This window comes from Acinetobacter sp. ABJ_C5_2 (genome assembly GCF_044538485.1).
Taxonomy (GTDB): Bacteria; Pseudomonadota; Gammaproteobacteria; order Pseudomonadales; family Moraxellaceae; genus Acinetobacter; species Acinetobacter nosocomialis_A.
Map to the genome: position 1 here is coordinate 1 of NZ_JBIUCS010000017.1, position 14,854 is coordinate 14,854.

Below are 14,854 nucleotides of genomic sequence, written 5' to 3' on the forward strand. Positions count from 1 at the left end.
GAATAAATAATAAGCTGCTTTTATTAATTTAAAAATAGTTGTTTTTTGGAATAAAATGCATCCTGTAAAATTTAAATTTTCAAGCATAATCTGCACACGGATATAACAACCTTAAAAGCTTTCAGAAATTTAGTTTATCTGAATAATTTGCAACCATATCAGGCTTGAAAGTGTTGTTAATTGGATGATGAATTCAAAATCTGCAATTGAGAAATCAAGAAAAGAAGATTAGGTATTGAACATATTTTTGGAACCTAAAATCTTTTAGATTCTTGCAGAACTTTATTGAAATAAAGGTAAAAAATTAGGCCTACGCTTCAATTTGATCACTTGAATTCACAAGATGCAACTGACAAAAATGATTTGTGAATGGAGTCTAATGAGCGCAAATGGAAAGTTGGCAAGAGGATTTATTATCAGCATTTCTGATCGTACAAGATGAAGATGAGCTGTTTGAAGTAGTTAAATCTACAGCTTTAAAGCTTGGATTTGATTATTGTGCTTATGGTATGCAGTCACCTTTATCTATTGCTGAACCCAAAACGATTATGTTGAATAATTACCCTCAAGCATGGCAGAAGCGTTATGTAGAGCAACGCTATGTGAAGGTGGACCCAACCGTGCAGCATTGTATGGTCTCACTTCAACCTCTTGTATGGTCCAGCCAATGTGCAAAGACACAAGAAGAAAAAGAGTTCTGGGAGGAGGCACGTTCTTATGGTTTAAATGTTGGTTGGGCTCAATCAAGCCGTGATTTTATTGGGACCAGAGGAATGTTAACACTCGCAAGATCTGCCGACCAATTATCAGAAAAAGAGCAAAAAGCACAATATACAAATATGTATTGGTTGACCCAAACAGTGCATTCCAGCATTGCTAAAATTGTAAATGATGTAGAGTTCTCTCAGTTTAATCTTTATTTAACGAACCGAGAAAAAGAGGCGCTACGTTGGACGGCTGAGGGTAAAACGTCAGCAGAGATCGCGCAGATTCTTGGGGTGACGGAAAGGACGGTAAATTTCCATCTCTGTAATTCGATGCAAAAGTTAAATGTGAACAATAAAATCTCAGCGGCTATTCGGGCTGTAATGCTTGGGCTTTTATAGAGATAAATAATAAAAATTAATATTAAAATTTAAAAATAATTAGTTGTAATATTTTATTTTAAATTGGGTTAATTAAATATTTAAAATGGTTTTTAAACTTAAGATTAATTAATAATTAAAATGTTTTAAAATTAAATAAAGTGTAAGTTTTTATTTTAAATTTTGGTTATTAAGAAATAATAAAATTTATTTTTTAGAGAGAAATTATTTATATTAGGATTCCTGCTATAAGCTTCTAATGATTTATAAATAATCATATAAATTAAATAGATTAATTGCGGAACTTGTATCTTGGTTGCACATGAGATGCTTTTCAATCACTAAAATGCTGATTAGATGATTTCAATTTAATACTTGACCCTTGAAAATAAAGGGGAACGAGAGAGCAGGTACTTTATGCTTGAATAACCTGTCATCATAAAAATGATGAATTATGTCACATATAACCATCTAAAATTAAAAGTTAGGTAAGAGAAGAGTTACAATTGAGCACACATTTTAAGATTAAAAAAACATCAAAATTTTAGCTTTGTAATATCTAGATTAAGAGTAAAGATTGAGTATTAAGTTTAATTAATACAAGAATTAAAAATATATAACTGAATAAAAAATGATTTATGAAAGCGGTCTGGCTTCTTAATTTTTGATAAATCACATCCAACCTGTAAACACTTACAGGTGTAATAAAAAACACTCGCACATAAAATATAATGTGAATTTATATTTTAAACAAAAAGTATATTCATTTTTTATTTAAAAACCCAGCTAGAAATTTAATTTCTGAATGAGCAGGTTTTAAGGGTTAATTATAATTAATCGGAGTAAGTTATGGCTGTAATGTGTACGGATAATATCATTGCAACTTTGGAATCCCATGCAAATTTACAGGGAGGTAAAACTGCTTTCGAGTATTTGGGACGCCAATCTGGTGGTATTCAATCTCTAACGTATGCAGATCTGAACGAGCGAGTTCAACACCAAGCTCAGATATTAATGAACCTTGTGGATAGTGGTGATCGTGCAGTGTTGCTGTTCGAGCCTGGGCTAGACTTTATCGTATCGTTCTTTGCTTGTCTGAAAGCTAAAATTATCGCAGTACCAGTTAGCTTGCCGTTTAATCGTAATGGTTTTTCTAATATTTTGAATATTATGAATGACTGTGAACCAAAGATAGTACTCACAACAAAAAAAATTCTTGAGCTATCAGGTCTAATCACATTAAAAGCTCAAAATGAAAGTTTAATACTACATGCGGTTGACGCTGAATTTCAGCGTGACGTGATGGAAAAAGATTTTCCATATATTGATGCAGATGACGTTTGCTTCCTTCAATACACTTCAGGATCAACAGGTTGGCCTAAAGGCGTAATTGTCACCCACAAAAATATTATGGCAAATGAAGCCATGATTGCTGAAGCTTTTTGTACACAACCTGATGATATTGGCCTGACATGGCTGCCTGTTTATCACGACATGGGGTTAATTGGCTCAGTTTTGCAGACCGTATATGTGGGTTTGACCTGCTATGTGATGTCGCCACTAGACTTCATTCGAAAACCTCTTAAATGGCTACAATTCATTAGTGAAAAAGGGGTCACGATCAGTGGTGGACCAAATTTTGCGTATGAACTGTGCTTGCATCGCATCTCGGATGAAGATGCAGCAGCGCTTGATCTAAGCCATGTGCGTGTGCTGTTTAACGGTGCAGAGCCAATCAAGGCGCATGTCATGCAGCGTTTCATGGAGAAGTTCAATACTCAATCGAAATTGAAACTGGATACTTTCTTGCCATGCTATGGCTTGGCAGAGGTGACGCTCTTAGTCAGTGGTGTAACTGGTCCACTCAATGCAATTTCGCTTGATCGTGACAAGTTAAATGCTCACTTGGTACAGACCAGTCAGGATCAGACCGCGGTGCAAGTGGTGAGTTGTGGCAAGATCTCGGCACACATTGATTGCCGCATCGTTAATCCTCATACCCGTAAAGAGGTAGAAGCTCATGAAGTCGGTGAAATCTGGCTAGCAGGAGAGAGTGTTACAGCAGGCTACTGGCAGAAGCCAGAGGTCAATCAGGAAACCTTTGAAGCAACTATCCTTGATGAGGCAGATCAGCCGAGTAAAGAGTATTACTTAAGAACGGGTGATATGGGCTTTATTAAAGATGGAGACCTGTATGTCACTGGCCGTCTTAAGGATGTGATTATTATCCGTGGTAAGAACTATTACCCGCAAGACATCGAGTGCTCTGTTGAAACGGCACATCCTGCTGTTCGTAAAGGTTGTGTTGCAGCAGTAAATTTTGCTGACTCTGATGGTGTTACAGTTGTACTTGAAATCAAAAAGAAGTCATTAGATAAAACTCTTAATTTTGAAACCATCAGAACTCAGGTCAAAGAACAAGTGGCGGCTGATATTGGCTTGCCTGTAGACAGTGTCTATTTATTACATCAAGGCCGAATAAATAAGACCACGAGCGGCAAAATCAGAAGAAGAAAAATTAAAGAGCAGATCGAACGCGGTCAACTGGTCTGTTTAACCCATCCAAACCGTAGAACGGTGATTGCTCGAAACTATGTCAAGAACGGCTTAGAAGTCATCCGTGATCGTGAGCAGCGGGGGCAGCTGATTCGTTATAGCTCCAATCTACTCAACTCAATGATCAAGGAACGTGAAGTACGCACGTTGATTTTTAATCGTCTGAAAAGTGCTTTGTTTTAATCCTTACCCTTTAATCATCTTGAGTGAAAATCCATGTCACTTACGTCCAATTTGCGGCAGTTTCAATCTGCCGCTCGTCTGGAGCAAATTTTAGGCTCCGTACATGATACTAATAATGATTTTTCTTGGTCCGCAGCTATCGAGCGCGATGAGAAAGAGCAATATCCTCAGCGAGCTGTTGATTTTCTAAATGCAGTGGGTATGAACCGTTTCTATGTGCCTTCAGAGCTTGGAGGTCGCATGGAAATTGGTGAAGAGTTGTTATATCTACATCGTGTGTTGGCACGACGTGATCTAACCATCAATTCGACCTATAGCACGAATGCTTGGTCCGTGATTGTATGGATCGGTGGTAATGAGAACCAATGCCAAAATATTGCTAGTCGAATTTTGAGTGGTGCTGCTCCAGCGCTGGCTTATAGCGAGAAAGCTCATGGTGCCGACCTACTATCTAGTGAAGTGACAGCACAATCTGCCGAGAGCAAATATGTCTTAAATGGCGAAAAATGGTCGATCAACCGTGCCACTTTAGGTGACTCTTTAAGTCTGATTGCTAAAACATCGAACGATCGTGGACCACGTAGTTTAAGTGCATTCTGGCTCGATAAGCGTCATATGGCTTCTAAAGGAACGTATAGCCTGAACCGTCTGCCAACAGTGGGTATGCGTGGTCTAGATATCAGCGGTATTGGCTTTAACAATGCTGAAATTCACAAAGATGCTTTGATCGGTGAAGAAGGCCAAGGGTTAGAGCTTGGTCTCAAGACTCTACAGGTAACGCGTGCATATTGCAGTAGTTTCTCTCTCGGTGCCGGCGATACCATGTTACGTATCGCGACCGAGTTTGCTATTGAACGCGAGTTATATAACAAAAAAGTAATAAGCATTCCGTTGGTACGTGAGCAACTCGCGACAGCCTATGCCTACCTTTTAGCTGCTGAGGTGTTATCACTCGTTGGTGCGCGTGGGTTACACGTTTGTATCAATCAGTTCAGTACATGGTCACCAATCGTCAAAGTACTCGTACCTGAGTATGTAGAGTCACTCGCCAAGATCACTTCTTCAGTGCTTGGGTCGCGTTTTTTCTTAAGAAATGCATATGCGGATGGTATGTATCAGAAAGCATTCAGAGACCATCTAATTGTTAGTGTGTTTGACGGTAGTAGCACCGTCTGTCTAGACAGCCTGAGTTTCCAGCTCAAATCTGCCAATAAAGGTCGTAGCAAAAAAGCTGACCATCTCAACCAAGCCGAAGCTAAAGCACGCTATCGCCAGTTGTATGACTTGCAGGTAGAGACAGGTGCTATTGATTTCCGCGAGCTTGAAATTTTCAACCGAGATGGTGACTTGGTGATGGAATCACTAGGGACAATCATCGAAATGCTCAACGATGCCGATGTCACAGCAGGGTTGTCTGCTGAGACACTCACCACGCTACGTGAACAAGCAAACCAACTTCTGGTTGAGCAGCATTCGTTGGATCAAAAAATTCAGGATTACTTCTCAAATTCTGAGCAAAGCAAAGAGTTTGAAACCTTGCGCTTTAGTCTTGCGCGTAGTTATGCAGAGTTGTTTGCTCGCATTGCTGTGCTGGGTTTCTGGGTTTTCAACCGTCATGGCTTAAGACCTGCTTTACAGGATGGTGCATGGCTGATCATTTTCTTAAATGCCGCTGAAGGGCAGACCGCTCCTCCAATGACGTCATTACGTGAAAGCACATTGGCAGATTTGCTAGACCGAATTTCAACCAACTATATGTTATCTGTCATCGATTTTGCACTGGCACCACGTGATGCCAAACCGGTTAAAGAGGAAATTACCCCATGAATAAAGATAAAGCTTACTGGAGCGCAATCATTCGTACGCTAGTAGCCAAAGAAATGCGCGTAGAGCCTGAGACGATTGATCCAGACCAAAAGTTTACCAGTTACGGTCTTGATTCGATCGTTGCTTTGTCTGTGTCTGGGGATTTAGAAGATCTGACAAAACTGGAACTTGAGCCGACACTATTATGGGATTACCCAACTATCAATGCGTTGGCTGAATATCTTGTTTCTGAGTTGCAACAGGGAGTTGCTTCATGAACAACCTTGCACGACTAGAACCGGAAGTTCTGTCTCGTCATGCGATTTCTGCGGAACAGCTTGGTATTTGGTACATCCAACGTCTAGAGCCAACTTGCAGTGCCTACAATATGGTGGTGGCCTTTGATGTGAAGGTTAACCAACCATTAGGCAATAAGCCGATGGAGATTCTGGAAGCGGTAATGCATGATTATCCGCTGTTGCGTGTCAGCATGCCTGCCAATGATCAGGGGATTGAGCAACTCATCTGGGATCGCGTGTATCCAAATATTATCTTTTCTGATGCTCGTCATATTGAAGCTTCTGATTTGACGCAATTGGTTGAGCAAGACACCAAGCAGCCATTTGATCTGACTCAGCCACCATTGTGGCGTGTTCATTGTTATGAGCGTGGACAAAATCACTATGTGATTGCTGTTGTGATTCATCATGCGCTCATGGATTTTTGGTCAATTGGTCTGTTGCTACGAGACGTCAGCAAACGCTTTGGACTCGTTGCAGAGTCGGATACAGTGAACGGAATTGAGTTTGCACAGTATGCCGATAAGCAGCAGAGCAGCGTAATCGATGATGCTGATGAAAGTTTAATTTTCTGGAAAAATGCACTGAAGCATGCACCACATGTGCATAGCATTCCGCTTGATTATCCTCGTCCAGCTGTACAGCAGCATAAGGGTAGCTCACTGGCTTTCCGTGTACCTGAATCAGTGTCATCTGGTCTTGTAAACTTGGCGAAAGATTATGAGATCACATTGTTCGGACTTGTGCTATCTGGTTTCTATATCCTGCTGCACAAACTATCTAATGAAAATAATCTAGTTATTGCCACACCTGTAGCTGGTCGACTTGAACGCTCTTTGCGTGATGCATTGGGGCAGTTCGTCAACACAATAGCTATCCAGATGGACATCGATGCTGATTTGACTTTACGTCAATTTACCCAGCAAGTTCAGGAACAATTAAGACAGAGCCTTAAGCATCAAAAAGTTGCTTTTTCTAGAGTAGTTGAGGCTGTTTCACCAAAGCGTGATGGCAGTATTAACCCATTGGCTCAGGTAGGAATGTTCTGGGAACGTCTAGGCGGTATGGATGAGTTTAAAGAACTACTACTGCCAATCCAGACCCCAGCTACTTTGGTTGGTCAAGATTTAACTTTAGGAAGTTTTCCAGTTCGTCAGCAAGAAGGACAGTTGGATATTACGCTAGAAATGGGCGGTGAATATCAGGGTGAACTTGTTGGTGTATTCAAATATAACACTGAGCTATTTTCTGCGCAGTCTGCCGAAAATATAGTACAGCTGCTGCAAGCTGTACTATCTGAGATGGTGGCTCATCCAGAAAGTAAGATCGTTGAGTTAAATATCGCACCTGATTATAAAGATGGCATTCAGTTCGAGGCCCTCCGTGGAAAGGCGACTGATTATGCTCAGCATGATCTATTCGCAATGATTTTAAAGCAGATTGATGAGCGTGGTGACAATCATGCTTTGACCTCAAATGATCATACGGTTAGCTATCGTGAGTTAGGTCAACATATTGCGGGTATTGCTGAATATTTGCGTGCACATGGCATTACACATGGCGATCGTGTAGGTCTAATGTTAGACCGCACAGCATTATTGCCAGCAGCAATACTTGGAATCTGGGCGGCAGGGGCAGCTTATGTGCCACTGGATCCTAACTTCCCAACTGAACGTCTACAAAACATCATTGAAGATGCCGAACCTAAAGTCATCTTGACTCAAACCGAGTTAATGGATGCTCTTAACAGTTCTGTGCCTCGCTTAGATATCAATCAAGCTGGTGTTGTGGCACTTGAGAAAGTGCGCGAGACGCTTGCCTTTGGTGACATAGCTTATGTGATGTACACATCAGGTTCGACAGGTAAGCCTAAAGGTGTTCGTATTGGGCATCCTTCAATTATCAATTTCTTGCTATCTATGAATGATAGATTGCAAGTAACGACTGAAACTCAGTTGTTAGCAATCACCACGTATGCATTTGATATTTCAATTCTTGAATTACTCATTCCGCTGATGTACGGCGGTGTGGTGCATGTTTGCCCACGTGAAGTATCACAAGATGGTAATCAACTCGTAGATTATCTAAATGCTAAGTCTATCAATGTGTTACAGGCTACACCGGCTTCTTGGAAAATGCTCCTAGACAGCGAGTGGGGCGGCAATGCAGGGTTGACTGCACTCTGTGGAGGCGAAGCGTTAGATACTATTCTGGCAGAAAAACTGCTGGGTAAAGTCGGTTGCCTATGGAATGTCTATGGTCCGACCGAAACTACAGTGTGGTCTAGTGCAGCTCGTATCACCGATGCAAAGTGTATTGATTTAGGTGAACCACTGGCGAACACCCAGCTTTATGTCCTTGATGAGCAGCAGCGTTTAGTTCCACCAGGCGTTATGGGTGAGCTTTGGATTGGCGGTGATGGTCTGGCAGTTGATTACTGGCATCGACCTGAATTGACAGATGCACAATTTACAACTTTGCCATCTCTACCAAATGCTGGTCGACTCTACCGAACAGGGGACAAAGTCTGTCTGCGTACAGATGGACGCTTGACTCATCATGGACGTCTAGACTTTCAAGTCAAAATCCGTGGATTCCGTATCGAATTAGGTGAAATCGAGAATGTTCTCAAACAGATCGACGGTATCACAGATGCAGTAGTGCTGGTTAAGACTACAGCTGGCAATGACCAGAAATTGGTGGCATATGTAACTGGACAAGAGCTTGATATTGCCGGTTTGAAAAAGACCATGCAAATCCATCTTCCAGCTTATATGGTGCCAAGTGCGTTTATCCGATTGGATGAATTTCCAATGACGGCCAACAATAAGTTGGATCGTAAGGCATTTCCTGAGCCAGTGTTTGAGCAGAGCAATGATTATGTTGCACCGCGTGATCCGATCGAAATCGAGCTGTGTACTACCTTTGAACAGATCTTGTCGGTCAAGCGAGTTGGTATACATGATGATTTCTTCGAACTAGGTGGGCATTCACTATTAGCTGTGAAGCTTGTTAACCATCTTAAAAAGGCTTTCGGTACCGAACTGTCAGTTGCTTTGTTGGCACAGTACTCCACTGTGGAGCGTCTGGGTGAGATCATTCGCGAAAATAAAGAAATTAAGCCATCCATCGTAATTGAACTACGCCGTGGAACCTATGAACAACCGCTGTGGCTGTTCCATCCAATTGGTGGCAGTACCTTCTGTTATATGGAGCTTTCGCGTCATCTCAATCCGAACCGTACCTTACGTGCTATTCAGTCTCCTGGACTGATTGAAGCCGATGCTGCGGAAGTGGCGATTGAAGAAATGGCGACGCTCTATATTGCTGAAATGCAAAAGATGCAGCCTCAAGGACCTTATTTCCTCGGTGGCTGGTGTTTTGGTGGTGCGATTGCATATGAGATCAGTCATCAGTTGCGTCAAATGGGGCAACAGGTCACAGGTATTGTCATGATCGATACTCGTGCTCCAATTCCAGAAAATGTGCCTGAAGATGCCGACGATGCCATGCTTTTGTCTTGGTTCGCCCGTGATTTGGCTGCACCTTATGGCAAAAAGTTAACGATCCCAGCGCAATATTTGCGTGAATTGAGTCCAGATCAAATGTTTGATCATGTACTTAAAGAAGCTAAAGCCATTAATGTTCTGCCTCTCGATGCTGATCCATCAGATTTCCGACTTTACTTTGATACCTATTTGGCGAATGGCATCGCACTCCAAACCTATTTCCCAGACCCTGAAGATTTTCCAATTCTTTTGGTTAAGGCCAAAGATGAGCAGGAAGACTTTGGAGAAAGTCTAGGTTGGGATCAACTGGTCAAAGAAACGTTTACACAAGTGGATTTGCCTGGTGACCATTCATCAATTATGTACGCTGAGAATGTCGTGGCTGTAGCCCAGACAATTGATCAGATGTACCCAATTCCTGCATAAGAAATACAAGAAGGTAGAACCACTATGGTGACCATAGAACATGCTTTCCTCATACCGGCCGAGATTGACAAGGTTTTCAACTACCTTGCAAACCCGGCCAATGATGCAGGTTGGCAATTGTCGTGTAAGCATTCTGAGCTGCTAGACAGTACTCCGCGTGTGGGTAGTAAGTACGAAATTGGTTTTAGCTTTATTGGACGTGAAATGTCCTTTAAAGGTGAAATTACACATCTAGTACCGAACGAATTGTATGCGTTTAAAGTAGTGGAAGGACCCTTTCACTACACCGGTACTTACCGTTTCAAGCCACATCCGGAAGGTACGTGGATTGAATGGGTGTTTGAGGCAGAACCAGGTAGCTTTTTTGGTGTATTGCCGCCAGCGCTGCTAAAAAAGATGGTGCTCGCTCAGTTCAAGAAAGATGTTGATAATCTTCAAGCATTGGCTCAGAAGGGTGAAGCCTATGAGTCGGTTGGCAATGAAAATAAACCAACTATCGAGACCAATAAACCACCTCGTAAGACTCAACAAATGATGGAGAAATACGCGCGTTGGATTCTTAGCCATCGTCGTATTGTCTTGACTGTGGTGATGCTCTTAACACTTGCTCTAGCGTATCTGGCATCTGGTGTAAAAATTATTATTGACCCAGATGCACTTGCGCCTAAAGGGCATCCTTATATCACCTCGACCAAGCTGATTGAAAAGAAATTCGGCTCCAAATATATGGTTGTGATCGGTATTACACCGAAGCAGGGTGATATTTATCAGCCGCAGGTGTTGGAGAAAGTCAAACGCATTACCGAAGAAGTTGATAATGCACCGGGCGTAGTCCGTTCCACTATGATGAGTCTGGCTGCACGTCAGGCGAAAGGTATCGAGGCGAATGCAGAAGGGTTCGATGCCAAGAAACTATTGCCGAGTAGTTCAGTCACTCAGGAGGATATTGATCACCTGAAAAAACTACTGGCACTGAATCCAACCTATATGAATTCAGTGGTATCTAAAGATCAACGAACTGCTGCGATTTTGCTTGAGCTTGAGGAAAGTCCAGAGGGCTTCCAGAAAATGATGGGCCCAATCAACAAAATCGTAGAGAGTGAACAATCTAAAGATATGACCATCAGTGTCGGTGGTAATCCTGTGTATCTGGATAAAGCTGAAGACTACTCTAAGCGTATCAATATCTTGTTCCCGATTGCCGTACTGGTGATTGGTTTATTGCACTTTGAAGCATTCCGCAGCAAGCAAGGTTTGATTCTGCCACTCGTTACAGCTTTGTTGGCTGTGGCATGGGGTATGGGCATGATGGGCTTGTTCAAACAGCCAATGGATATCTTTAACTCGCCTACACCAATTCTGATTCTGGCCATTGCAGCAGGGCACGCTGTGCAGTTGCTCAAGCGCTACTATGAAGATTTTGATCGTCTGATTGCTCAAGGAATGGAGCCTAAAGCTGCAAATAGCGAAGCTGTAGTGCAGTCTTTGGTTCGTGTTGGTCCAGTTATGGTGCTGGCTGGTGGTATTGCAGCAGCTGGATTCTTCTCTCTGTTGACTTTCAACATTCCAACTATTCGTTCATTCGGTATTTTTACAGGGATCGGGATCATCAGTACGCTGGTGATTGAGATGACTTTTATTCCGGCACTCCGCTCAATGTTGCCACCACCTTCGGTTGTGAAGGTTAAACGCAAAGGCTTGCCAATTTGGGATTGGATTCCAAACCGTATTGGTGATGTCATTTTGTCAGTTCGTCCACGAATGATGTTAATGACTGCGATTGCGGCAATGGGCGTCTTACTTGCTATCGGCACGAGCCGTATTGTGGTGGATAACGATAGCCGTAATTTCTTCTCCCGCGACTTACCAATGCAACAAGACGACAGATTTTTAAATCAGTCTCTTGGTGGCACAAACAGCCTTTACATTATGGTTGATACCAAAGTTCGTGATGGTATTGAAAACCCTGAAATCTTAAAAGCGATTGATAATACTGAAAAGTTCGCGAACTCAATTCCAGAGGTCGGTAAAACCATCTCTATCGTGGACTATATCAAACGAATGAATCAGGCAATGAATGCTGATCAACCACAGGCATTTCAGGTTCCTGCAACCAAAGACGTTGTTGCTCAGTATCTGCTGTTGTATTCAATGTCTGGTGAGCCGACTGATTTTGATTCATACATTGATACCACTCAGCGCTATGCCAAGATCACGATTCTTCTGAAAACTGGCAGTAATCATCGCATTAAAGAAATCCTTGAGTCGCTAAAAACCTATATGGCAGGTCAATTGGGCGATAAAGCAGTCGTGAGTTTTGGTGGTGATGTGACGCAAACCATTGCTTTGACTGAAACGATGGTTCACGGCAAGCTCATGAACATTCTACAAATTTCATTTGCCGTATTCTTTATTTCAGCATTGGTTTTCCGTTCGATTTCAGGGGGACTCATTGTTCTGACTCCACTTCTGTTCTCTATTCTTGCCATCTTTGGCGTGATGGGCTGGCTCGACATTCCGCTCAATATTCCGAACTCTCTCATCTCGGCCATGGCTGTAGGTATTGGTGCGGATTATGCCATCTACTTCCTCTACCGCTTGCGTGAAATCTTGCGCGAAGAAGGCGGCGATATCAAAGACGCTATTCGTAAAACTTTAAGTACTGCTGGTAAGGCTTCTCTTTTTGTCGCGACTGCGGTTGCCGGTGGGTATGGCGTATTGTCCTTATCACAAGGCTTCCACGTCCATCAATGGCTCGCAATGTTTATTGTGATTGCGATGCTGTTCAGTGTATTTGCAACCTTAATTATGGTACCTACAATGATTCTGATGTTGAAACCTCGTTTTATCTTTTCTTCAAATAAGAAGAGCGTTCCTGTTGCACAAACTGTTGTGACAAGCCTTTTGTTAGGTACGGCGCTTACAATGTCAATGCCTAAAACATCTCATGCAGATGAAGTTCAAGACATTGTTAATCGTAGTGATGATGCCTCTAAGTTCTTGTCTTCAACTGCTAGCGCCAAATTTATTTTGACCTCTAAAAATGGCGAGCAACGTGTACGTTTAACTAAAAACATGACCAAGCTTGCTGGAAATACTCAGAACAACATGCGTTTGACTGAGTTCATCTCGCCAGCAGATGTCCAAGGAACTACGACGCTGTTAATTGAAAATGCGAAAGGCAGCGATAGTATGTTTGTCTATTTGCCTGCATTGAAAAAAGTACGCCGTCTTGCATCAGCGAATAAGGGCGATGCTTTTATTGGTACGGACTTTAGTTATGGTGATGTTCTTGGCTATAAGCTCAGTGACTGGAAGTACACGAAACTTGCAGATGGCAAATTTAATGGCAAAGATTGCTACATGATTGAAGCAACACCAATTAATAATACGGTGAAGAGTGACTTTGGTTATAGCAAACGTCGTATGTGCATCCTCAAAGATAACTTTGTTACAGCAACCATCGACATTTGGGATACTGCAGGTAAGCCTTTAAAACACATTGAATTCACCGATATCCGTCCTTACGGCAAAGTGAAACCAAGATGGCAAGCCATGAAATCTATGGCGAAAAATCTGCAAACTCAACATATGACACAAGTAATCGTCAATGATTTTGCGGCAGAAAAAACCTTATCCGATAAGCTTTTCTCACCACAGAGTCTTGAAAAATGACGCAAGGTGCCTATTGGGTATTTGCATGCTGCAGTAGCTTTATGCTACTGCAGCATGCTTATGCAGATGACAGCGAAATTAGTTTTGTGAGCCAGAACTCAGCCAGACTCGATGTGTGGTCATCAGATCGTGATTTAAGTTCGTTAAAAAACATTGGACAGGCAAGTTTCTGGTCGAATGGTACGCTCAAGTTTAACCCTGCATTTAAACTGCATTACGACATAGTGGTTGGAGACGAAACGGACCATACTGTGAACCCAGATCAAGTGAGTAAGGTAAACCGCAACTTACGTGAGTTGTATGCCTCTTATAACTGGGATCAGACCGTCTATGTCGATGTTGGTCGTCAGATTGTCATCTGGGGAAGGGCTGATGGGATTAACCCAACGGATAATCTATCACCTCGTGACTATACGCGTTTAGTGCCAGATGAGACAGATCAGCGTCTTGGAAATGATGCACTCAAATTGACGTATATCCCTGAATCTGGAACCAATAAGTGGACTGCATTGTGGTATCCGCGTAGTCGTTCAGATGTAATTCCATTGCGTCAGATTGCTGGTGTTCAGTACGACATAGACCGTAAGAGCCGTCCTATGTTTGCAGTACGATGGGATTATTCTGTAGATGGTCTAGATATCGGGGCATCGTATTTTTCAGGTTTAGATCATATGCCGGATCTATCACTACAATCGTTATCTCCAACAGGAGCAACATTACAACTGAAAAATAAACCTATGTCTGTGTATGGAGTAGATTTCAGTTATAACCATAACGATATCGTATGGAGAGGTGAAGCTGCCTATACAAAAACTGACTCGGATGGCAGTGAAGATATTACTCATAAGAAAAATAATTTAACTGTGGTCATGGGACCAGAATTGTCATTAAAAAATTCCACGCTGAGTTTAATGGGTGTGTACAAACATACGGAGGATGTAAGGTCTGCCGATAGCTTAACAGATCCATTATTGAGAGAAGTTTACCGTTATCAGCAAACGATCAGTGACCAGTATCAACAGAATCAGTATGGGGCTATGCTGCGTTATGCACTTAACCTAATGAATGACAACCTAAAGTTAGAATTTACAGGATTCTATTTTGCACCAGAGCCTAATGAATTGTTGAGAGTACGTATTAACTACAACCTCAATGATCACTGGCAGTTGAATGCAGGCGGAGATCGCTTCTGGGGCAGAAATGATACAGTGTTAGGACAATTTAGAGATAACAGTCTGGTATATGCCCAGATTCGATATAACTTTTAAGATAATTCGCTCCAAAACAATGCTGGAGTGCCCAGTCCCTAATAAGG

7 protein-coding genes are annotated in these 14,854 nt (G+C 42.1%); all 7 read left to right on the forward strand.

The window, feature by feature from the left end; translation table 11 throughout:
* The first annotated feature begins 389 nt into the window (after positions 1-389).
* Positions 390-1,106, forward strand: coding sequence for a LuxR family transcriptional regulator AbaR (gene abaR, locus ACH8JV_RS13355; protein ID WP_396480878.1), 717 nt, complete (start codon positions 390-392; stop codon positions 1,104-1,106).
* A gap of 828 nt (positions 1,107-1,934) precedes the next feature.
* A complete protein-coding gene (locus ACH8JV_RS13360; protein WP_396521763.1) occupies positions 1,935-3,824 on the forward strand; it encodes a fatty acyl-AMP ligase in 1,890 nt (629 codons plus the stop codon).
* A gap of 51 nt (positions 3,825-3,875) precedes the next feature.
* On the forward strand, positions 3,876-5,651 hold the full coding sequence (locus tag ACH8JV_RS13365) for an acyl-CoA dehydrogenase (protein WP_396521804.1): 1,776 nt from the start codon (positions 3,876-3,878) through the stop codon (positions 5,649-5,651).
* A complete protein-coding gene (locus ACH8JV_RS13370; protein WP_001030690.1) occupies positions 5,648-5,908 on the forward strand; it encodes an acyl carrier protein in 261 nt (86 codons plus the stop codon). The genes ACH8JV_RS13365 and ACH8JV_RS13370 overlap by 4 nt, the downstream gene beginning before the upstream one ends.
* Positions 5,905-9,864 carry an amino acid adenylation domain-containing protein gene (locus tag ACH8JV_RS13375; protein WP_396521765.1) on the forward strand — a complete coding sequence of 1,320 codons (3,960 nt, stop codon included), beginning with the start codon at positions 5,905-5,907 and terminating at the stop codon, positions 9,862-9,864. The genes ACH8JV_RS13370 and ACH8JV_RS13375 overlap by 4 nt, the downstream gene beginning before the upstream one ends.
* Before the next feature lie 24 nt (positions 9,865-9,888).
* Positions 9,889-13,539: an outer membrane lipoprotein-sorting protein gene (locus ACH8JV_RS13380; protein ID WP_396521767.1), complete on the forward strand. Its 3,651-nt coding sequence runs from the start codon at positions 9,889-9,891 to the stop codon at positions 13,537-13,539.
* Positions 13,536-14,807: a porin gene (locus ACH8JV_RS13385; protein WP_396521769.1), complete on the forward strand. Its 1,272-nt coding sequence runs from the start codon at positions 13,536-13,538 to the stop codon at positions 14,805-14,807. Before ACH8JV_RS13380 ends, ACH8JV_RS13385 begins: the two co-directional genes overlap by 4 nt.
* Positions 14,808-14,854: the final 47 nt, after the last annotated feature.